The sequence below is a fragment of the Flavobacterium aureirubrum genome (genome assembly GCF_038739835.1).
GTDB classification, from domain to species: Bacteria; Bacteroidota; Bacteroidia; order Flavobacteriales; family Flavobacteriaceae; genus Flavobacterium; species Flavobacterium aureirubrum.
On record NZ_JBCGDO010000014.1, the window covers coordinates 54,853 to 76,195 of the forward strand.

Here is a 21,343-nt window from a genome sequence, read left to right on the forward strand (position 1 = left end):
GTTTTTTTTATAAGTTTACTTTTTTATTTCTAGGATATTTTACTTGATATCCCAATTGCTTTTTTGCCGTTTGTTTTGGATTTAAAGAAATGTTCCAAAAGAGAATTCCAGTTTTTTCATCATATTGAGCACTATCAATTATCTGTGTGTCAACTTTTATTTCTTTGTTTTGAGATACAGGAATTCTGTCATAAACTTTTACTAATACATCAGTGGTTTTGTTATTACGCAAAGTAATTTCATAATTACGATTAACTATTTTAGTAGTTCCAAACAGCGATTTGTCTTTTAAGTTGTTGAGCTGTTTTCTCTCAATAACTAAATTAGCATCAATACCCATAGAAACGATTAATTCTTCATCGGTTTGATATGGGTTTATATATGTTGTACCTGCATAAGTACCTTCTAAATAAATACTGGCATCACCTGGAAGTAAATCATATTTATTCCAATCTTTTACTTTGGCAGTTAGGAAAACATTTTCATTCAGTAATGGTGCTGCAAAATATTCAAATTCAGCAGGAATTGTGAATTTGTCAATTTCAATCATAGATGGAGTATCTAGTGATGGAATACTATAGTTTTTTGAGATTTTAAAAACTACAGTGTTTAATACAACTTCTTTTTCATCTCCTGAGCCTGTAACCTGAATGTCTTCTTCTACAGCTGTTATATCTGCTTTTTCGACTTTTGAATTTGCTCTATATCCTTGTACAACAACTTCTTCCAACATTGCACCGCTCTTCAAATTGACATTCATAACTGTGCTATAGACAGGTAGAGTACTATCTTCCATGCCTACAAAAGAATAGACTAGTTCTTTTCCATTTTCAACTTTTATGGTGTAACGTCCGTCAAAATCGGTTTGTGTAGCGCGATTTGTTCCTTTAACTACAATGTTTGCGCCCGGTAATGGCATTCCATTTTCGGTAACAACACCCGAAACAACTTTTACCATTGGGTTGTATGTGTAAATTTTATTTGTCTCTCGGTTGTTTACATAATTATTTGAATAAATAAAATTAAGGTATTGGCTTTCAACTTTGGGCTTATCATTATTTTCGGTCGGGTTTCCAGTAGATAATGTTATTTTAATATCCTCCCAGTTTTCTCCAGTTTTTTGATACACTTGGGCTTTGTAAATAAATTGTAATGCATCTTTAGTATTATTGGCTTTTATCTCATAAGATGGAACCCAGCCAGCTCCAGAAACATTGTATTTAAGTGTCATATTTAGTTTTACAGACTCTCTTGGATTATTAAGTTTAACAATTATTTCTCCTTTTTGTTCCTCAGAATCGCCTGTCATTTTTTGCATTTCTAGTTGCATTATTTTAACCTCGCTGTCCAAAATACTAATTTTTTTGCTGGTATCATAGATTTCCATTTTAATAATTGGTACTCTTTCTCGGTAATGTTTTGAATGAAGTAGTATTTTTTCCAATGTAACTGCTTGCTGGTTACTTCCTAAACTTTTATTTATTGAAAGAAGCGATTCCTCCTCTTCTAATCCTTTTATATAGCTCTGCAAAACGCTTATTTCTCTTTGTTTGAATAAAATCTCTGCTTGCATTGTCTTTATTTTATCGGACATGATTTTTTTTGGATAAAAAATATTTTCAAAACCAATTGATAGTATCGAAATATCTTTTAAACCACTTATCTGAATAGTATTTTGATTTACAAAAGGAGAAAGATCAATAATTCTCAGTGTAGTTGTTCCTGCAGGAATAGTTGCACTTACATCTGATGTTATCTGTGCTCCACTAGTATAAACAGTTACCTCTCTTGGCGTTGCTTTTGTTTTAATTTCAGTTGCAAACAGATTTATTGTAGAAAGTAAAACTAAAATAATTTTTTTCATGTATTGTTTTTGTAAATGTTAATAAACTATCATGTTCAAAGATATTCATTTTAAAAATCAAAATATGCAACATTTTTTTCTAGTGTAGCGCTTTTAATTATTTTCGAAATTCAAACTAAGTATTTTATTAATAATTTGGATAATCATTAAACGGCTTTGCTTCCAGTTTTAGAAGTTAAGACTTTAATTTATCCTCTAAAATTCAAAACTCTTAACTATTTCCAAACTACTTTTTACGTTTTGCAACCCACACATTATATTTATTAATTAAATCAATGATTTCCTTTTTTGCTGGCGTTGGTTTTGTATTGTATAAATCATGCAATTCTTTTGTGATTTCATCATTGCCGTATAGATAAACCGATAAAATGTCAAACACCTCTTTAGTCAATTTTAACTTAAAGTGATCACCAATGGGCTCTAATTTAGAGTCGTATATTGAAATGAAATACAAATCGTCACTAAAACTTAAGGGTGCCATCATGTGCGGACTTGCCGCAGACATCACCAACCCTTTTACACTAAAGCTAAATAGCTTTACTTTTCCTTGTGTTAATCGGTTTAAAAAGTAATAGTCATTTTTAAAATATACTTTTTTAATATACGCATCTGCCGATGGTGGCGATATCACTTTTTCAAAATGCTTATTGTCTTTGGCGGTGTAAAAACTTTTTAATTCCTGGTAGCTGTACTTTTTTGTACTATCATGAGTTGTTACTTTGATTTTATCCTCTTTCAAAACAATTTTATCTACATAAATCGTGTCATTAGTGGTTGTTACGATGAACGAATTCTTTTGCGAATATGCAGCAGAACAATGAATTATAATCAGTACGACTATATATTTTAAAACATTATTTTTCATGGTTTTGGTCAGCTTTGTAATGATTTAGTTTAAATTTAATAGTAATAATGCTAAAACAAATTGAATTATTTCATTTCTACACAATTTATTTCAGTGTAACCATTGCAAACATACTATTCAGAAAAATTAAAAATAGTAATTATTGACTAGATTTTCCTTCATTAAACTTCTTCATGATAGCTTTTCGCAGTTCTTCGCGCGCTATTTTTTTTGCCTTGGCTTTGTCTTGCGCTTTATGAAGTTTATCGTTATATGCTTTGATATTCTTGTCGTTATTTCTTCCCATGGTGTAAAAATACTTTTTATAAGCAGTAAAAAATAACTTTGGCACAAGTATTGAGCAAGTATTTTGTAATATTACACTCTTAAAATTATATGTTATGAAAAAGATTACCCTAATTTTAGCTTTTATCGGGATGATAACGCTACAAGGATGTACTGTAAATGAAGATATCAACAATGGTATTGATAACGATACTATCAGTCAGGTATTTGAATACAGCAATGTGAATTTTGTACCCAATAGTTTTACCTCAGTATTAGTTTTTCCTCGTCCTATTTTTAATTCAGATATGGTTTTAGTCTATCGTTTATCTGGAGTTTTTCAAGGTGAAGATGTGTGGAAATTATTACCCGAGTCGTATTATTTCCCCGATGGTACACTAGATTTAAGATATGATTTCGATTTTACGCGTTTTGATGCAGAAATTTCTATGCAAGGATTTGATCTTTTAAGCGTTAGTCCAGGCTTTAGATTGAATCAGGTATTCAGAGTAGTCGTAATTCCTGGATTTTTTGCTAATAAAAATGCAGTAAATCTTAACGATTATAAAGCTGTGATTGAAGCATACGGCATTGATGAAAGCAAGATGATCAAAACCAAATTGTAATATTTCTTGCTTGTAGTAGTTTAAATTTCACTCACGAAATGAAGTGAATGAGTTTAAAAAAAATGTTTGCTGGTGCAGACTGTAACCAAAATTTTATACCATTCACAATAATGAGCTCAATGTTAATTGGGCTCATTTTGTTTAAATTATCTTTTCAAATTTCTTTGTAAAAGAAAAGGAACAGAAAAAAACTAATTCACTTTCTTCAACGCACCAATTTCCATTCGCAACTGTTGAAACATAGCGGTAACATTCGTCACTCCTAAATCGTCGGGTTGATATTCCTGGGTACAAAAACTACAAACATGCTCCCAAATTTCCAGAATATCGCTGGCTTTCACTTCATAGGGTTCGTAAGCAACATTATCCGAATGAAAGATAAAAATCGTCTCTCGTTTGGGTTTTCGATAAATTCTCTTGTATACGATTCCGTCGTTTTTGCTTAAAACTACATAGGTTTTCCCTTCTTTGATATCGGCTAATTTCTCAATATATTTCCCTACAATAAACGATTTATCGTTGTGTGGCGGCATCGAATCGCCTTCAATTGGGAACGCTCTGTATTTTCCATTAGATAGAAAAGATAGCGAAATACGTTGTAAATTTTCAATAAATTCTGGATCTCCATAACCAGTCAAATAGCCCGCTTTTGCTTTAGAAGCCACAATTTCAATTTTATTCTCGCCGTTACTATCTACAGTAATTGGAAGCAAAATACGGTTTTCCTCGAGCTGTAATAAATTCTCGTAGGGCACACGTCGAATATCAAAAGACAGCAATAAATCGATACTCACGTGAAAGTATCTAGAAATCCTTTGTAAACAATCAAGTGGCGGATCTGTTGTTCCTTCATATTTTGCATAGCGTTCACGAGGTATACGCAATTCATCTGCAATTTTTTGTTGTGTCATTCCGCTTTTAACACGAAGGTATCTAAGATTATCTGAAAAGATAGACATATGTTAATGTGAATTTAATTCACAACAAATATAATTATTTTTGGTAATATGGTTCTAATTTTGTAACATAAATTTTCATCATTAAATAGTAAACAGAGTATGTCACGCGCAATTGTACATATGGATTTAGATACCTTTTTCGTTTCGTGCGAAAGATTGGTCAACTCAAAACTTATTGGCATGCCTCTCATTATCGGTGGTAGTTCTGATCGTGGTGTGGTTGCGTCCTGTTCCTACGAAGCTCGAAAATTTGGCGTTCGTTCCGCTATGCCTATAAAATATGCGTTACGCCTTTGTCCGCAAGCTACTGTAGTTAAAGGCGATATGGAATTCTATTCTAATAAATCACACGAAGTCACTTCCATTATTGAAGAGGTAACGCCTGTAGTAGAAAAAGCCAGTATCGACGAATTTTATCTCGATTTAACCGGAATGGACAAGTTTTTTGGTTGCTATAACTGGACATCAGAATTGGCATCCAAAATTCAAAAACAAAGCGGTTTACCCATCAGTTTTGCATTATCAGTCAATAAAACGGTTTCTAAAATTGGCACTGGCGAAGCCAAACCATTTGGCCGATTAGAAATTACTGAAACCAACGTAAAACCATTTTTAAATCCATTACCTATTCAAAAAATACCGATGCTCGGCGATGTTACTTTTCAACTCTTATCCCGAATAGGCATCAGAAATATCCAAACATTAGCCCAAATGCCAGTCGAAATCTTGCAGCAAATGATTGGTAAAAACGGCATCGAAATCTGGAAAAAAGCCAACGGAATAGACAACAATCCCGTAGAACCTTACACCGAAAGAAAATCAATCTCTACCGAACACACCTTTGAAACCGACACAATAGACATTCCAAATATCAAATCGTTAATCGCTGGGATGATAGAAAAATTAGCCTATCAATTGCGAACCGAAGGATTTCTCGCATCCACAGTGGTCGTAAAAATTAGGTATAACAATTTTGACACTGAAACCAAGCAAATCAAAATTCCTTACACCTCGTTTGACCATGTTTTAACCACGGCAGCACTCGATTTATTCCAAAAATTATACACCAGAAGAATGCGTTTGCGGCTCATCGGAATTCGATTTACAGGTCTAGTTCGCGGCACTTACCAAATCAATATGTTTGAAGACACCACCGAAATGCTCTCACTCTACCAAGCCATTGATAAAATTAAAAACCGATTTGGTTTCGATGCGGTTGCCCGATGTTCAGGAATGAAATTAAAAGATGTAAAGATGAAAAGTTAAAAAATTAGTTGGGCGTTACCCTTCGGGTCGGGCTTTTCGTTCCAATCTTTTTTTCTGAAAAAGAAAAAAAGGATTTCCACTTCAATCCCTAACGCAAAAAAAGAGAAAAGAGAAAAGAGAAAAGAAAAAAGGCACACTCATTCTAAAATCTCGGTTCTTTACCCTCACCCTTAAACATTTAAACCCTTAAACATTTAAACCCTTAAACATTTAAACCCTTAAACATTTAAACCCTTAAACCCTTAAACCTTTAAACCCTTAAACCCTTAAACCCACAAACCTCCCGTGTACCTCAACTGCCATTCCTATCACAGCCTTCGCTACGGCACCATTCCTGTAGACGAACTCATAGCACAAGCCAAAACTTGTGGCGTTACTGCATTGGCACTTACCGATATCAACACCATAACAGGAATTTACGAATTCAAAAAACGCTGTGATGAAGCCAGTATAAAAGCCATTGTTGGTGTCGAATTTCGGCAAAATAACAAGTTGCTTTACATTGGCTTGGCCAAAAACCAAAACGGCATTGGCGAAATGTGTCGATTACTCACCAAACACAACCTCTCAAAAACCGAATTACCCTATTTTGCTCCAAATTTCGAACACGTAATCATAATTTATCCATCAGAAAATGCACCAGAGAACCTGAGAGATTTTGAATACATCGGTATCAAACCAACCGAAATCATCAAACTCTTCAAACCCGATTGGAAACAGTTCATCCCAAAGGCAGTTATTTTACAACCCGTAACTTTCAGTACCAAAAAAGAATACAACCTGCACCGCATTCTTCGCGCCATCGATAACAATACTTTATTATCAAAACTAACCGATGATGACATTTGCCACAAAACGGAACTGCTTATTCCAGAAAATGAACTCATCACAAAATATGCGGATTATCCAGAAATTATAAAAAACACCGAATTTATAATCAATCAATGTCACTTTGAATTTGAGTTCAAAACACCTCGCAACAAAAAGTTTTATACCAAAAGCAAAGAAGGCGATAGATTACTACTCGAAAAATTAGCCAAAACCGGACTCATAAAGCGTTATGGAAACAACAATAAAGAAGCGCAAACCAGAGTAATTAAAGAACTAAAAGTAATTAACGATTTAAACTTTAGCGGTTACTTTCTCATCACTTGGGATATTGTGCAATACAGCAAAAGTCAAGGTTTTATGCACGTTGGGCGTGGAAGTGGTGCGAACAGCATCGTGAGCTATTGTCTAGGCATTACCGATATTTGCCCAATAGAACTTGACCTATATTTTGAACGTTTTCTAAACGAAAATCGGAAATCGCCACCCGATTTTGATATCGATTGGTCGTGGCGCGAACGCGATTGCATTCTCGATTATATTTTTAAACGGTTTGATCCAAATCATGTAGCATTTTGTGGCACCAATGTAGAATTTAAATACCGCTCCATTTTTAGAGAAGTAGGCAAAGTTTTTGGCTTATCAAAAGAAGAACTCGACGGACTATCCAAAGCCAAAGGAAGACAAATTGATAGTAATTCCGTGGTGAAATATGTGCAAGAATATGGCATGATGCTCGAGAAATACCCCAACCAGCGTAGCATGCATTCCTGCGGCATTATCATTTCAGAAGAACCCATTACCAATTTCACCGCTTTAGAAATGCCACCAAAAGGTTTCCCCATTGTACAATTTGATATGTACGTTGCCGAAGACATAGGCTTTGAAAAATTTGATATTCTCAGTCAACGCGGTTTGGGCACTATTGACGAAGCTGTAAAAATCATTGAAAAAAACAGAGGTATTACAATTGACATTACTGATATTTCTTTGTCAAAAAACGAAGCCAAGTGCAACCAACTATTGAGCATTGGCAAAACATTGGGTTGCTTTTATATCGAAAGTCCAGCGATGCGTGGATTGCTACGCCGACTAAAATGTGATAATTATAAAACGTTGGTTGCTGCCTCAAGCATCATTCGTCCTGGAGTGGCACAAAGCGGCATGATGCGAGAGTATATTTTTAGGCACAATAATCCAGATAAGTTTGACTATTTCCACGAAGTTTTTAAAGAGCAATTAGGCGAAACCTATGGCGTAATGGTTTATCAAGAAGATGTAATTAAAATTGCCTTGCACTACGCCGGGTTGGAAGCATCCTATGGCGATATTTTGCGACGTGCCATCAGCGGAAAAGGACGTTCACTAAAAGAATTACAATCGGTAAAGGAGCAATTTTTTATTTCGTGCCAAAAAAAAGGACATCCGTTAAAATTAAGCGAAGAAGTCTATCGACAAATAGAAAGTTTCGCAGGATATTCGTTTTGTAAAGCACATTCCGCATCGTATGCCGTGGAGAGTTATCAAAGTTTGTATCTCAAAACCTATTTTGGTATAGAATTCATGGTCGCAGCCATCAATAATGGTGGCGGATTTTATAGACCCGAAATTTACATTCACGAAGCCAAAATGAGTGGCGCAATTATTCATAATCCATGTATTAATAAAAGTTGTTTTCAAACCGCTGTGTATGGCGTTGATGTGTATTTAGGATTTATGTTGTTAAATAATTTGAACAGCGATTTGATACAAAGTATCGTTGCTGAACGAGAATTGAATGGCGATTTTACCTCTTTAGAAAATTTTATCAATAGAATTCAAGCTGGATTAGAAAGCATACAAACTTTAATTTTTATTGGTGCTTTTCGATGTACGGGTAAATCTAAAAGTCAATTAATTATCCAAGCCCGAATGCTTTTAGCACACCAGAAACCTACTAAAAATAATTTGCTCCTGATGGAAGAACCCACCAAAGAATTTCAATTTCCGCTCCTAGAACGTTCTTATTTAGAAGATGCTTTTGATGAGATGGAATTACTGGGTTTTCCGGTTTCTTGTTCGCCCTTTGATTTGTTAGAGACAAGTTACAAAAGCGAAGTCGTGGCCCAAAATCTCACCAATTATTTAAAAAAAGAAGTAAAGTTAATCGCCTATTTGGTTTCTATAAAACAAGTGCCTACTAAAATGGGGATGATGTTTTTTGGAACGTGGATAGACGTAAACGGCGATTATTTTGACACCGCACATTTCCCTAAAAGTCTGGAAAACTACTCTTTTAAAGGTGGCGGTTGTTACCTACTATTAGGGATTGTAGAAGTTGATTATCATTTCCCCACCATTACAGTGACTAAGATGGCAAAAATGCCGTTCAAACCCGATCCACGCTATGCTAATTCTAATGCGCTTCAATTTAAAGCTACCGAGCAACTTCGTGGCGACATCAGTACTACGGAACGTGCACCATATCCGCAGCCACACGAAATAAATATTCCGAGATTTAAAATGATTGACCAATAAAAGCTGAATTTCCCTCCATAAAATAGCAAAAGATTACAATAACGTTTTTCAAACCGCTGTATTAAAAAGTAGCTCTTTTTTAGGGTTATATAGCTACACTTCAAAACCTATTTGGTAAGTGATCATGGTATCTTTTTTTACAAACGCTAAATTTTGGTTTTGGTAGCTGATGTTTTTTATAAAAGTGTTGTGCTGCAGACTATCAGTTTCAAAGAGAAAATCGTCAATAGTAAGCTGCTCTGAATTGACCATTAATTCACACGTGCCGATGGTTCCAATTTCGTTTTGAAGGATGTAAATCCCATTTTTGGATACAAATGAAGTGCTAGTTTTTTCGAGGTGGAATAGGGGAAATAGCAGGTTTTCGTTGAATAACTCAGCCGTATTTATTTTAGATACTTTTTTGCGATTGAACCAAAACTCAATTTGACTTTTGGGAGCATTAATAATTCCTGAGCAGTGCTCCGAGGGCAAATCTTCTAGACAGTTATACCTTTTATCTTTTAGTTTATAGTAAAAAAACGGATCAACTAAAGCTTTTGTTAAGGAACTTTTTGGGTTAATGAATCCTTTCCATTCTTCTAAAACAGACTCAGGCAATAGAATTCTTTTGATTACTACACCCGTGCCTAAGAGGTTAATTTTGAGTTTGTTCAAGTGTATAAAGGATTGATAGATTGGGTTTGCTCAAAGGTAGTAAAACTTTAAATAAATTACTTCAACCCTTCAATAATCGCTCTAAAACTCTCCAATCCAGCCTCAATATTCTCTACTATCTCCAACGCTAATACATCTGGGTCAGGTAGATTATCTAAATCCGCTAACGATTTATCTTTTAACCACGTGATATCCAAACTGGTTTTGTCTCTTGCTATGATTTCGTCGTAGCCAAACTTTCTCCAACGTCCTTCGGGATTACTTTCAGCGTTATAGGTTTCTTTTCTTTTATGTCTGTTTTCTGAATTATATAAGTTGATAAAATCACGCAAGTCTTCTAACTTTAACGGATTTTTCTTCAACGTATGATGAATATTAGTTCTGTAATCATACACCCAAACTTCCTTTGTCCATGGGTCTTTGCTCGAAGGCTTACCATCAAAGAATAACACATTTGCTTTCACACCATTAGCATAGAATATTCCTGTGGGTAATCTAAGTATAGTATGTAAATTAGTAGTGTCTAACAATTTCTTACGCACCGTTTCTCCAACACCACCTTCAAACAAAACATTATCAGGCAATACTACAGCAGCTTGTCCTGTGGTTTTTAGCATGGTGCGAATGTGTTGCACAAAGTTCAATTGCTTGTTACTCGTCGTTACCCAAAAGTCCTGACGGTTATAGGTCAAATCTTCTTTCTCTTGTTCGCCAGCTTCATTGGTAAACGTCATACTACTCTTTTTACCGAAAGGCGGATTAGCTAAGATATAATCATAACGCGTACCCGAATCAGTAATCAACGAGTCATTAGGTGAAATAAAGTTATCCGAGTCAATATCACCAATGTTATGCAAAAACAAATTCATCAACGCTAAGCGTCTCGTACTCGCCACAATCTCATTCCCAAAGAACGTTTCATATTTCAGGAACTTCGCAGCATCTTTGTCTAAATCTCGGTTGGCAACAATCCAGTCATAAGCGGCAAGGAAGAAACCACCCGTTCCACAAGCGGGATCCGCTATGGTTTTCATAGGTTCTGGTCGTAAACATTCTACCATCGCTTTAATCAATGGGCGAGGAGTGAAGTACTGACCAGCACCACTTTTAGTATCTTCTGCGTTTTTCTCTAAAATACCTTCATAGATGTCGCCTTTGTCTTTTACGCCCATCAATATCCAGTTTTCGGCATTGATTAGTGCTATTAGTTTATACAACTTGGCTGGGTCTTGTATTTTGTTTTGACTTTTTACAAAGATTTGCCCCAAAATACCTTTTTCTTTAGCCAACTCGCGCAACATAATGTTGTAATGCGACTCCAATTCAGTACCACTTTTACTCGTTAAAGTCTCCCATGCAAACTCGCTGGGAATTGGCATCGTTCTATTGTGTGGCGGTTTGGTGTACTCGTCTGCCATTTTTAGGAACAACAAATACGTTAATTGTTCTAAGTAGTCACCATAACCCACACCATCGTCTCGCAACGTTTGGCAAAATGCCCAAACTTTGGATACTATACTAGATGCGTTTGCTGAATTTTCTTTACTCATTATTAAATTAATTTAATTATCCTCGAATTCAAATTCTACATTTGGATAATACTTTTTATACGTAATATCTAAAACTTGTATCCCTGGTACATTTTTTATAATATTGTATTCCGATATTAACCTAATTTCTTTATTTGTTATAGGATTAATTTCTGGTTTTAAGTCCCATTTTAATCCTAAATTTGATAAACTATTAAGAAACAACAATGACTGTTCATAGTTAGATAATTGTGCCCTTAAAGTTTTACCAAAAAAGTATTTTTCCTCGTCTGTTAAATCATTTTCATTAAATAAGAATTTATAAGACTGAAATAAATGTCTGTAATAATGTCCTAGTCTGTGTTGATGACCACCATAATATTTTTCTACAGCAAGATTGTTAAAAAAATTCATATGATTAAGGTGAGCTTCATAACCACTAACTCTTCTGTTTGTATGTATATTTTCAAAAATTGGTTTCATTTCAAGAACATTTAAATTAATGAAATATTTCCAACAATTATACATTTTTCCATACTGCATTTTTGGTTTTAATTGGAGAAACGTGACTAGTTTTCCAAAATAATCATCATTAAATTTTTGTTTAAACTTTATTGTTAAGAAAGCTTCACTGTCCTTTGCAACTCCAAAAAATAAAAAAGTATAAGCTAAATCTATTAGTGCAAAATCTTCTTCACTTACATTTAATTTATTTTTTTCAATTATTGATTTTAGTTTATTTTTATATTGATTTCTCATGAAGCTTTGACCATAAATTTTATGAAATCTTTTTATCTCAGTATAACATTCTTCAAACTCTTTATGTATTACTCTAAAAACTTTTCGTCCTTGATATTTTTCCATTTCCGTTTTTCCAAACTTAGTATAATTCTGGTCAGTTACATTTTCTCTGTGTAGTCTAATCAATTCGAAAAACTTAGTTTCAAAACTTGATAAATATTCTCTTTTTCTTTGAATTTTTAAATCATCTTTCTGCTGTTCATTAGCTTTGTATTGCACCCAAAAAGCTAAGAATGTTAGTATACCACCTGCAATACCAATAAAAGGCCCCATTAACCCACCAAAAGTATCCCCAATTTGCCCCATGTCATTGAAATCATAGAACAATAATTCATCTCTTACCCAATATGGAAAATAAATAACCATTAAAATAAAAATTATAAATGGTATAAATATTATCCAGAATTTCTTATCAAATGTTTTCATAAATTTTTTTAAACCAACTCCCCACTAAAAGCCTTTTTCAATATACTCTGTCTCAAAGCCTCGGCTTGTTGCAAGCTTTGTGTAATACTTTCCTCCATTTTATCTGCCACACTCAATCGGCTTTCTAATTCATCAACAACTTTACACTGTTCCTCCATTGGAGGAATTGGAAACACAAAACTTTTTATTGATGCAATTCCAATATTTGCTTGTGTTGTTTCTACAACATATTTTCTAATCTCATCAGTTATTTTTGGAGATAATGAAAAAAGGTAAATATATTTTGAAAGAACAATATCATGATTTGGTTTTATTACTGCACATGAATATGAAACAAGAAATTCTTTATCAAAATCAACTAATATATTTTTTCCTATTGTGCCATATCGCGGAAAAATAATGTCTCCTTTTTCAGGTTTTATTTTTCTTGATAAGTTTAAATAATCTTCTTCCGAAATATACTTAGCATTATCAAATGATATTTTTAAATCATTTGTAAAGTCTTTTGTTGAAACATAAGGATAACCTTTATCTAATTGTTTAGGCATCTTATGGTCAATATCTCCAATCTTTATACAAACCTTTTGAAAGGTTGTCCATTCCCAACTTTTAGGCAACTCACCCTCTTTCAAATTCTCATTCGTTAACTTCCCTTCAAAAGCCCATTTCAATACACTTTGGCGGTAGGTTTTGAGTTGCTGTTGTGCGGTTTTTAAATCTTCTATGCCTTTGTCTAACTCACTAAAGAGTTCTTCTATTTTGGAGACAATGGCTTGTTGGGTTTCAATATCATTAGGAACTAAAAAGCTTTCTTTTTCTAACAACTGAAAATGTCTTGCGTATCCTTTATCTTCAATTTTAATCGTAAAAAGTAAATAAAATAAAAACTTTGGTAAAATGTTTTCCTTTGCTTTTAAGACTTTTACACCGTCAGCACCTGGAATAAACTTGAAAGTAATATATTTTTTAATTTTCGTGTGGTCACCAAATATAATATAGGGTGGTTCATCAGAAACCAACAAACTTTCATCATTATAATATCCTCCAATTAAATCTTGTCCTTGATCAATAACAGGAAATAATCCACTTGGCAAATATTCTTTTTGCTTGATTTTTAATTTGTTTAACGATAGTTTTTTTGAAACATCATTGAGTGTTTTTATTTGCCAACTTTTTGGTACTTTATTATCCATTATTTCACCAAATAGTTAGCATCAATTAAGTCCAAGACTTCCTCATTATAAAGACGTTGGTTGGCAAAAGATATGGTTTTGTCAAACGCTAATTTTCCAATAATCAAAGCTGGGTGTATGGCTAACTGTTTAGCACAGTTTTCAATATCAGTTGTAGAAAGATAATTTATTTTTGTTTTTAAATACGTTACAATTTCTTGGTGTTTTAGTTTTTCAGCCGCAAGTTGGTTGGCTTCGGTTTCTAAATCATTAACTTCTTCTTCTCTAAAATTATCAAGAAAAAAAGTGTTCTTTTCGTCAAGATGTTTTAAAATATGTGCTATTTCGTGTGCTATCGTAAACCAAAAGTTATCTATACGTTTATATCTTGCAGTATAAACAATTACAGGATTGTTTTGGTAATAAAAAGCTGCACCATCTAAATACGTTTTTTGCAAATGAGGCAACACAAAAAAGACAACACCCAATTGGTTGAGCTTTTCTAAAAATTGGTTAATACCGTTTTCTTTCACGGTATAATTATGCAAATCATTATAGAGTTCTTCTAATCCTTTTTTATCAAATTCAGGAACAGTATAACCGCTAGCTACAATCATCGCTTTATGATACCAAGTATAGGTGTATGAAGCCTTATATTGATTAAAGCTTTCTGATTTTCTTGCTAAAAGTGGCGTTATTTGTTTGTCCCATTCATCAAAGTCTAATTTTTTAGTATTCCAAAAATCCAAAAGGCTATCGTAAAGTTCATATACATCTGCAAAAGCTGGAATCCAGTTTTTAGCAATCATATCTCTAATAGGCATACGCTCATAAAGATTGGCTTTTAATTCAGCTTGTTTTTCTTTTTCCGAAGGAACAGAATCTAACCAAAGTCTGTAATTAGCATCTAAATTCAACCAATATTGCGGAGAAGTGTCAAAAACTTCAGCTAATACTTTTGCAGTATCCAATGTAATGGTTTGTTTGTCTTTTAGAATTGCGTTAATGTGTTTGATTGTCATTCCCATAACTTCAGCTAATTCCTCTTGTGTCCAGCTTCTATATTCCATTTGTTCTTTAATGAAATAACCTGGTCCAAATTTAATTGCGGGTCTTAATTTTTGGGTAGTTGCCATAATGAAAGATTGTTTTTTTAAGAATAATGATTTGAAATGTCAGTTATAATGAAATCACCAATAGTTAGTTCATTATTTTTCCAATCAATATCCATTTCAAGACGGTATTTTATTTTTAAGCGCATGGAATAAGAATTTTCAGTGTTTGTTAATTTTTCAAAATTCAAACCTTTATCATTCCATAGATCATAAATATCGTTAGCGGCTTCGATTTGTTGTAATCTAGCAAAGAATTTTTCAATAATATCACTTGGAAGCTTCAATTTTTTTGATTTTCCAGTAGTGTATAGTTTCTCTAATTCTTTATTTCTAAATGTAAAATCCATCTCAATTCTTTTGCAAAAGTATAATTATTTTTTAAAACAACAACAACAAAATGTGATATTAGGTTAAAATTAACTATTGATTTAACCTATAAGTACAATTAGTAATTGCATTTAAGCTGCTAAAACTTCATTTAATTCCTTAATAATACTATCCGTTTCTTCCCCAAATAACTGCCACATTTTACTCAAACCGCCTTCGGCATTAAAAGGACTAAGGTCAAAATCATCCTTTTCAATACTAAAACTGCTGGTTACATAGTCTTTCATCATCCGCAACCATTGCATTTGGGCTTCGGTAAAGGCATTGTGTTGTCCAGCATTTTTCTTGAATATCCACTCTTGAAAGTTTTTATCTACCGTTTTATCATAAGCGGTTAGGGTAGTGTCAATACCTACTACTTTGCGAATCAAGCTTACCAGCGCAATTAACTCGTTTTTTGCTGAGCCGTTGGTTTTTTCCAATTGTTCATAGGCACGCCAAACGGCTAAAGGTGCTAATAGCGGTTTTTCGTGCTTTAGTTTTTCGCACAATTCTTTTATCATTGTATAAGTAAACGTGCGGTGTCTATAATCTTGTGCATAGAAAATCTGCAAAGCGGTAATCTCGTCTTTGTGGCTTTCTATCCATTGTTTAAAATCATTAATAGTGGCAGTTGCCGCTGCTTCTTGGTCTTTTACCCAACCAATGTTGGTAATCGTGTCCATGTTCACCACATCAATAATCTGGTCATACTTCTTGCGGATATCCACAATAAAGTCTCGCAACTCAGGATTGTGAAAAACGGCAATAGCATTTTCAATTAGTTGTTGTTTGGCATTGTCTATGGCTTTTTCAATTTCTATAGGAGCTTGTCCTCGTAAACTATTCGTAATTTCTAATTCACAATTCGTAACTGTATCCGGGTCATATGCATTCAGCAATTGTTTCACCACTTGGTTAATAGTAAAACCACCCGATTGTTCTATAAATTTTTGCTTGTCTTTGTCTAACAATTGTCTGTCCAATCGTATCAATCTATTGGCTAAGGTAGTCAGCATATCTTCACTGGTATTACCCATTGCCACACTGGTCAGTACATCTTTCAACGAAATACCCGGCAGTTTTTCCAAAGGGCGACTGTCGGTTTTCTGTGATTGCTCCACGCCAATAGCATCAATAATCACAAAATGGTCTTTACTGTATTTGGCAGCAGGCGTTCCTTTGGCTCTCAATTCTTCCACAGTACAGGTGCGTGTGCCACGACCTTTCATTTGTTCATAATAAGAACGGCTTTTCACATCCCGCATAAACAGTAATACTTCCAATGGTCGTATGTCGGTTCCCGTGGCTATCATATCTACCGTAATGGCTATACGTGGGAAATAGTCATTGCGAAACTGTTGCAACACACTTTTGGGGTCTTCGTCACTCTTATACGTTATCTTTTTGCAAAATTTGTTTTCCTCGCCAAATTCCTCACGAACGATGTCAATAATATCCTCAGCATGACTATCGGTTTTGGCAAATATCAATAGTTTGGGCACTTCAAAATTGCCGTTGCCATCCACTCGGTCAGGAAACATAGAAGGTAAGTTTTCTTTGGTCGCTCTAATAATGGTTCTAATGGTACTTGGGTTGACAATGTCTTTATCCAATTGCTTGCCGCTATATACTTCATCTTCATCGAGCGCTTCCCAAAACTTCTTGCGGGTTTGTCGGGAACGTCTATCAATAAGCGGACTGAATTCTTTTAAAATACTCGCACCGTTTTTGGTAATTTCGGTTTCGATGGTAAACACATTATAGGGTACTAAAACCCCATCAATCACCGCTTTTTCATAACCATAATCAGAAACTAGGTTTTGGTTAAAATACCCAAAAGTTCTGTTGTCAGGCGTTGCAGTCAACCCAATTTGAAAGACATCAAAATAATCCAACACCTGTTTCCACAAATTGTAGATAGAACGATGACATTCATCTATCACCACAAAATCAAAAAACTCAATCGGCACTTTTTCGTTATACCCCACAGGAACTGGCTCTTTTGGTATATAGCGTGTTTCGTTTGGGTTTTCTTCCTCGGCACTTTCATCCAGTTCCGTTTCTTTGAGTATAGAATACATACGTTGAATGGTGCTGATATATACTTGGCTGTCATTAGGAATAAACGAACTGTTCAAACGCGTTACGCCATACAATTCGGTAAACAAACGGTTATCTTCCTGAGCAGTATACGCTCTAAATTCGCCTTCGGCTTGTTCGCCTAAGTTTTTAGTATCAACCAAAAACAAAATGCGTTTGGCTTTTGCATATTTTAATAAACGGTAAACAAACGTAATAGCTGTAAACGTCTTACCTGAACCCGTTGCCATTTGAATTAAGGCTTTTGGTCGCTGGTCTTTAAATGATTTTTCCAGTTTATTAATGGCCTTTATTTGACAATCCCGCAAACCTTCTTCAGGCAAAGCTGGAATGTCATGCAATCGGGCACGCAAGGTTTTAGGTTGGCTTAACCATTGTACGAAAGTTTCCGGTCTATGAAAAGTAAATACATTTCTTGAACGCGGTTTTGGGTCACGGTAATCCGTAAATCGGGTTATTTCTCCCGTGCTTTCATACACAAAAGGCAAGGGGTCATTATTCAATAACCGCAATTTAGCATTGGCATATTGTGAGGATTGATCTTCCACGGTAGTCAGTCGAACACCTTCTTCTTCGCGCTTAGCCTCAATAATCCCAACAGGTTTTTTATCCACAAACAACACATAATCTGCAGGACCAACATCCGTCTGATATTCTCTAATAGCAATACCCAAACCAGCCGCAAGATTGAATTGCTTCTTATCTTGTATAATCCATCCACAGGCAAGAAGTTGCTTGTCGATATTATCGCGTGCTATCTGTTCAGGGTTTTGGTTGGTCATTCTAAGTATAATCAACTTTTAGTAAAACATATTTTCAAATATACAGTGTTATTCCCTACAATTAAAATGTAAAATTAATTTACCTATGGTATGCACATTTTTTGTAAAAATAGAGAACCTTATTTCTTTTTCTTTACGGCTTTCCGTAAAAACAAGAATATTTTTAAAAATATATTGTCATGTTACTTACCTAACCCATATTTCTCAATAATATACTTGGTAATAGGACGCAAAGCCTTGCCTGTTTCGGGATGTGTTCCATGAGTATTGAAACATTCTATTTTTTGGTTGATTTTGCAGTACCAAATTTGGGGTTCACCATTTTTAAAGAAAACAGTTGTGTCAGTAGGGATAACTCTTCTCAGCATCATTTCATTGTGGTCAATAGGAATAATGTCACTAAAACCAGCAAAGGCTTGCTGAGCAGATGAACTACAATCAATCAATTCATAATGGTCTTTTTGCCATTGCATACATTCCTTTTCGGGAAAAGCTACATCTTTTGCCGTATAACCAATGGAAAACAATCCTGTAACTCCTAAAATCCCATACATCAATTTCCTTTTTTTAGTTTGTGGAACCGTCGCTGGGAAATCTTCTGCTTTAGACTCAACAGTGTTTTCTGGGGTAGTATTAAATGGTGCCGCTTCATTTCCTGAAAAATGTTTGGCAAACTTTAAAAAAGGTCTTGGCGTATAATCCACCAATAGGGCTATTAAATTAATTGCTTCGATAGCATTACAATCGGTAGTATTTTTCAAAAAATTCTCTAAGGCTCTAAAGCGATCGGTCTCCGATTTTAATCGGTTTAAATTTCCTTCACCAAACTCAAAACCAAAAAAAACTTTGAAAGTCGTGGCATCATCTTGAGATTGATTTTCCTTTAATCGCTCCACACACAGCTTTCTTAAATTGGCTCTACTGGGTTGCAATAATAGGCTAGAGTAGAGGCCTGTTTTCTCGGTGTCATACTGCTGTTTTATAGCTTTTTTATAAGCTTCCAAGTTATTTTGTGTCATAAACAATAGGATTTTTAAGGAACAATCAGGAATCATAGGAAAGACCGGAATCTCCTGCAAACACTAATACAAAAACCCTATTCCTTTGCCTCAGAATTAGTTCTTGTTCTGTTTCGCGGATAGAACAAATGTACAAAACTACTTCTAAAAAGAGTGATGCTATTCAGAATTGAATTTTTATTCGGGAAGTATAAAGAAACCGTTTTGTTGTAGCACACTTCACTTCCCAAAAGACTTTTTGAGTTTTTAAAATCCGCAATGGCATTGCCACTGCAACGGCTTCGAGCAGCACTCGAACGGCCACATCTATGTCTAATTTTAATTATTTTAACAATGAAAAAGCTTATATTATTCTCGTTTTTTATTTTGTCCTCTATTGCCACTAGCTCTTGTACTGTTGATGATGCACCAATCCAAGTACAAGGCACTGGTGGTCAAGGCGGAGGATTAACGCCACCGCCACCACCGCCACCAAAACCATAATTTTTTTATCAGAAATAATTTCTTTACAGATTAAATTAATATTTTCGGGAAATGAAACTCAAAAGGTTGCTTTTCCCGATTTTTTTATTTGGCATGGTCTTTCAATCCTGTACTAAGGATTTTGAAATAGAGAAGAATTTGTCAAAATCGGAATATGACCGTTATAATGATAGAGCATTTAACTGGGTCGAACAGCAGCGCTATGATAGTGCTTTTTATTATTTTCATAAGTCAAAATCTGTTGCTCAAAGTTCGGAACAAATGGTTTATAGCTTGCTGCAAATAGCTTCAATAGAACAAAAATATTGCGATTTTGCTGGAAGTGAAGAGACCATAACCCTTGCTTATGAAAATTGTACCAATCCCATTTACTTTCCCACTATCTACAACCTGCTTGGTCTCGCTTTTTTAGAACAATATAATTATGAGGAAGCTTTGCTGTATTTCAATAAATGTTACAACTACTCTTTAAAAGAGCTGGACAAGTCTATTGTTAAAAACAATATCGCGTATGTATATTTAGAAAAAAAAGAATTTAACAAGGCCATAGCTGTCTTAAGTAAAATAGTTACCAATGACTCTTTGCAAGCCGATAAAAAGCAATATGCAAAGGTATTGGATAATTTAGGTTATGCTTATTTTAAAGTCAACAGTCCAAAAGCATTGCCGTATCTTACTAAATCATTAGCAATGAGAACTGCACTCAAAAATGATTTTGAATTAATTGCCTCTTATATTCACATGGCGGAATATCATCAAAATAGCAACCCAGCTTTCGCCTTGGCATTTGCTAAAAAGGCTTATGAATCTGCTAAAAATGTAAATAGTCCTGATGATAAAATAGAAGCATTGAAATTTATGATTACCAGCAGCGAACCAGCTACAGCAAAGCAACTCGCGCTACAACAAATTGCATTGACTGATAGTATTTATAAAGTGCGTCAATCGGCCAAAAACCAATTTATTAAAATTAAATACGACTCAAAAAAAGCTATTGCAGAAAAAGAACACCATAAAACGCAAAAGGAACTAGTTGTGGTTATCCTTATTACGGTTATTATTTTAGCTGTTTTATTGCTACTATTTCTACGCTACCGTAACCGACAAAAACTCAAAGGTTCTGTTTATGCCACAGAGACTAGGATTGCCAAAAAAATACATGACGAATTAGCAAATGATGTTTTTCAAGCCATGACTTTTGCCGAAACACAAGATTTGAATAACCCAGATAGTAAGGAAACTTTACTCGAAAACCTGGACACTATATACACCCGAACTCGAAATATTTCGGGCGATAATTGCCCAATAGACACTGGCGAAAACTATAGCAAATTACTTATCGATTTACTCCATAATTATACTAGTCAAGAGGTAAATGTTATTATCAATGGCGCTACTTCCATCGACTGGCACAAACTCAAAAAAGAAACTAAAATAGCCATTTACAGGGTTTTGCAAGAATTGATGGTTAACATGAAAAAGCATAGTCAAAGTACACTTGTGATTATTAGTTTCAACAATTTTTCAAAACACATTGAAATTAAATATACCGATAATGGAATAGGAATTTCGTCAGGAACGCTTCCAAAAAAAGGTTTGCAGAATGCGGAAAACCGTATTCATGCTATCAAAGGAACGCTTACTTTTGAGAACGAAACCCAAAAAGGTTTTAAAGCAAAGATTACCATTCCAAAATAGAAA

17 protein-coding genes are annotated in these 21,343 nt (G+C 34.4%); 5 read left to right on the forward strand and 12 right to left on the reverse strand.

The annotated features are described in order from the left end of the window. Positions 1 to 7: 7 nt before the first annotated feature. The 3 genes from WFZ85_RS10920 to WFZ85_RS10930 form a co-directional block, all read right to left on the reverse strand. Positions 8 to 1,864, reverse strand: coding sequence for a mucoidy inhibitor MuiA family protein (locus WFZ85_RS10920; protein ID WP_342696327.1), 1,857 nt, complete (start codon positions 1,862 to 1,864; stop codon positions 8 to 10). A gap of 226 nt (positions 1,865 to 2,090) precedes the next feature. Beyond that, entirely contained in the window at positions 2,091 to 2,729 is a 639-nt protein-coding gene (locus WFZ85_RS10925; RefSeq protein ID WP_342696328.1) for a hypothetical protein, read from the reverse strand. A 139-nt stretch (positions 2,730 to 2,868) separates the two neighbouring features. After that, a complete protein-coding gene (locus tag WFZ85_RS10930) occupies positions 2,869 to 3,060 on the reverse strand; it encodes a hypothetical protein (RefSeq protein WP_342696329.1) in 192 nt (63 codons plus the stop codon). Between the two features lie 49 nt (positions 3,061 to 3,109). On the opposite strand from WFZ85_RS10930, the gene WFZ85_RS10935 reads away from it, so the two are divergent. Then, positions 3,110 to 3,619: a hypothetical protein gene (locus tag WFZ85_RS10935; RefSeq protein WP_342696330.1), complete on the forward strand. Its 510-nt coding sequence runs from the start codon at positions 3,110 to 3,112 to the stop codon at positions 3,617 to 3,619. A 191-nt stretch (positions 3,620 to 3,810) separates the two neighbouring features. Here the strand turns inward: WFZ85_RS10935 and WFZ85_RS10940 are convergent, their stop codons facing one another. After that, positions 3,811 to 4,578 carry an XRE family transcriptional regulator gene (locus tag WFZ85_RS10940; RefSeq protein ID WP_342696331.1) on the reverse strand — a complete coding sequence of 256 codons (768 nt, stop codon included), beginning with the start codon at positions 4,576 to 4,578 and terminating at the stop codon, positions 3,811 to 3,813. A 99-nt stretch (positions 4,579 to 4,677) separates the two neighbouring features. Between WFZ85_RS10940 and dinB the strand changes: the two genes are divergently transcribed. Next, on the forward strand, positions 4,678 to 5,844 hold the full coding sequence (gene dinB / locus WFZ85_RS10945) for a DNA polymerase IV (RefSeq protein ID WP_342696332.1): 1,167 nt from the start codon (positions 4,678 to 4,680) through the stop codon (positions 5,842 to 5,844). 285 nt (positions 5,845 to 6,129) lie between these two features. Next, on the forward strand, positions 6,130 to 9,189 hold the full coding sequence (locus WFZ85_RS10950; RefSeq protein ID WP_342696333.1) for a DNA polymerase III subunit alpha: 3,060 nt from the start codon (positions 6,130 to 6,132) through the stop codon (positions 9,187 to 9,189). Between the two features lie 93 nt (positions 9,190 to 9,282). Here the strand turns inward: WFZ85_RS10950 and WFZ85_RS10955 are convergent, their stop codons facing one another. The 8 genes from WFZ85_RS10955 to WFZ85_RS10990 all read right to left on the reverse strand — a co-directional run bounded on the left by WFZ85_RS10955 (position 9,283) and on the right by WFZ85_RS10990 (position 19,159). After that, positions 9,283 to 9,846, reverse strand: coding sequence for a hypothetical protein (locus WFZ85_RS10955; protein WP_342696334.1), 564 nt, complete (start codon positions 9,844 to 9,846; stop codon positions 9,283 to 9,285). A 56-nt stretch (positions 9,847 to 9,902) separates the two neighbouring features. Beyond that, positions 9,903 to 11,396, reverse strand: coding sequence for a class I SAM-dependent DNA methyltransferase (locus tag WFZ85_RS10960; protein WP_342696335.1), 1,494 nt, complete (start codon positions 11,394 to 11,396; stop codon positions 9,903 to 9,905). A 12-nt stretch (positions 11,397 to 11,408) separates the two neighbouring features. Beyond that, positions 11,409 to 12,602, reverse strand: a complete 1,194-nt coding sequence (locus WFZ85_RS10965) for a putative phage abortive infection protein (RefSeq protein WP_342696336.1) — start codon at positions 12,600 to 12,602, stop codon at positions 11,409 to 11,411. Between the two features lie 8 nt (positions 12,603 to 12,610). Beyond that, on the reverse strand, positions 12,611 to 13,795 hold the full coding sequence (locus tag WFZ85_RS10970; protein WP_342696337.1) for a restriction endonuclease subunit S: 1,185 nt from the start codon (positions 13,793 to 13,795) through the stop codon (positions 12,611 to 12,613). Further along, the gene (locus WFZ85_RS10975) at positions 13,795 to 14,910 is read right to left on the reverse strand and encodes a HigA family addiction module antitoxin (RefSeq protein ID WP_342696338.1); all 1,116 of its coding nucleotides are present in this window, start codon (positions 14,908 to 14,910) and stop codon (positions 13,795 to 13,797) included. Before WFZ85_RS10975 ends, WFZ85_RS10970 begins: the two co-directional genes overlap by 1 nt. Before the next feature lie 17 nt (positions 14,911 to 14,927). Further along, positions 14,928 to 15,236, reverse strand: a complete 309-nt coding sequence (locus WFZ85_RS10980) for a type II toxin-antitoxin system RelE/ParE family toxin (RefSeq protein WP_187657464.1) — start codon at positions 15,234 to 15,236, stop codon at positions 14,928 to 14,930. 111 nt (positions 15,237 to 15,347) lie between these two features. After that, the gene (locus WFZ85_RS10985) at positions 15,348 to 18,155 is read right to left on the reverse strand and encodes a type I restriction endonuclease subunit R (RefSeq protein WP_342696339.1); all 2,808 of its coding nucleotides are present in this window, start codon (positions 18,153 to 18,155) and stop codon (positions 15,348 to 15,350) included. A gap of 167 nt (positions 18,156 to 18,322) precedes the next feature. Continuing rightward, positions 18,323 to 19,159 (reverse strand): hypothetical protein, encoded by an 837-nt coding sequence (locus WFZ85_RS10990; protein ID WP_342696340.1) that lies wholly within the window; start codon positions 19,157 to 19,159, stop codon positions 18,323 to 18,325. A gap of 333 nt (positions 19,160 to 19,492) precedes the next feature. Here WFZ85_RS10990 and WFZ85_RS10995 point away from each other — a divergent pair, with 333 nt between their 5' ends. After that, positions 19,493 to 19,642 carry a hypothetical protein gene (locus WFZ85_RS10995; protein ID WP_342696341.1) on the forward strand — a complete coding sequence of 50 codons (150 nt, stop codon included), beginning with the start codon at positions 19,493 to 19,495 and terminating at the stop codon, positions 19,640 to 19,642. A 51-nt stretch (positions 19,643 to 19,693) separates the two neighbouring features. Then, positions 19,694 to 21,340: a tetratricopeptide repeat-containing sensor histidine kinase gene (locus WFZ85_RS11000; RefSeq protein ID WP_342696342.1), complete on the forward strand. Its 1,647-nt coding sequence runs from the start codon at positions 19,694 to 19,696 to the stop codon at positions 21,338 to 21,340. The last annotated feature ends 3 nt before the right edge of the window (positions 21,341 to 21,343 follow it).

What these genes read in the sequence shown, in the direction of transcription:
- dinB (WP_342696332.1), top strand. Translation starts at nt 4,678, where the DNA reads ATGTCACGCGCAATTGTACATATGGATTTAGATACCTTTTTCGTTTCG.
- WFZ85_RS10975 (WP_342696338.1), bottom strand. Translation starts at nt 14,910, where the DNA reads ATGGCAACTACCCAAAAATTAAGACCCGCAATTAAATTTGGACCAGGT.
- WFZ85_RS10960 (WP_342696335.1), bottom strand. Translation starts at nt 11,396, where the DNA reads ATGAGTAAAGAAAATTCAGCAAACGCATCTAGTATAGTATCCAAAGTT.
- WFZ85_RS10980 (WP_187657464.1), bottom strand. Translation starts at nt 15,236, where the DNA reads ATGGATTTTACATTTAGAAATAAAGAATTAGAGAAACTATACACTACT.
- WFZ85_RS10935 (WP_342696330.1), top strand. Translation starts at nt 3,110, where the DNA reads ATGAAAAAGATTACCCTAATTTTAGCTTTTATCGGGATGATAACGCTA.
- WFZ85_RS10965 (WP_342696336.1), bottom strand. Translation starts at nt 12,602, where the DNA reads ATGAAAACATTTGATAAGAAATTCTGGATAATATTTATACCATTTATA.
- WFZ85_RS10940 (WP_342696331.1), bottom strand. Translation starts at nt 4,578, where the DNA reads ATGTCTATCTTTTCAGATAATCTTAGATACCTTCGTGTTAAAAGCGGA.
- WFZ85_RS10995 (WP_342696341.1), top strand. Translation starts at nt 19,493, where the DNA reads ATGAAAAAGCTTATATTATTCTCGTTTTTTATTTTGTCCTCTATTGCC.
- WFZ85_RS10990 (WP_342696340.1), bottom strand. Translation starts at nt 19,159, where the DNA reads ATGACACAAAATAACTTGGAAGCTTATAAAAAAGCTATAAAACAGCAG.
- WFZ85_RS10970 (WP_342696337.1), bottom strand. Translation starts at nt 13,795, where the DNA reads ATGGATAATAAAGTACCAAAAAGTTGGCAAATAAAAACACTCAATGAT.
- WFZ85_RS10920 (WP_342696327.1), bottom strand. Translation starts at nt 1,864, where the DNA reads ATGAAAAAAATTATTTTAGTTTTACTTTCTACAATAAATCTGTTTGCA.
- WFZ85_RS11000 (WP_342696342.1), top strand. Translation starts at nt 19,694, where the DNA reads ATGAAACTCAAAAGGTTGCTTTTCCCGATTTTTTTATTTGGCATGGTC.
- WFZ85_RS10925 (WP_342696328.1), bottom strand. Translation starts at nt 2,729, where the DNA reads ATGAAAAATAATGTTTTAAAATATATAGTCGTACTGATTATAATTCAT.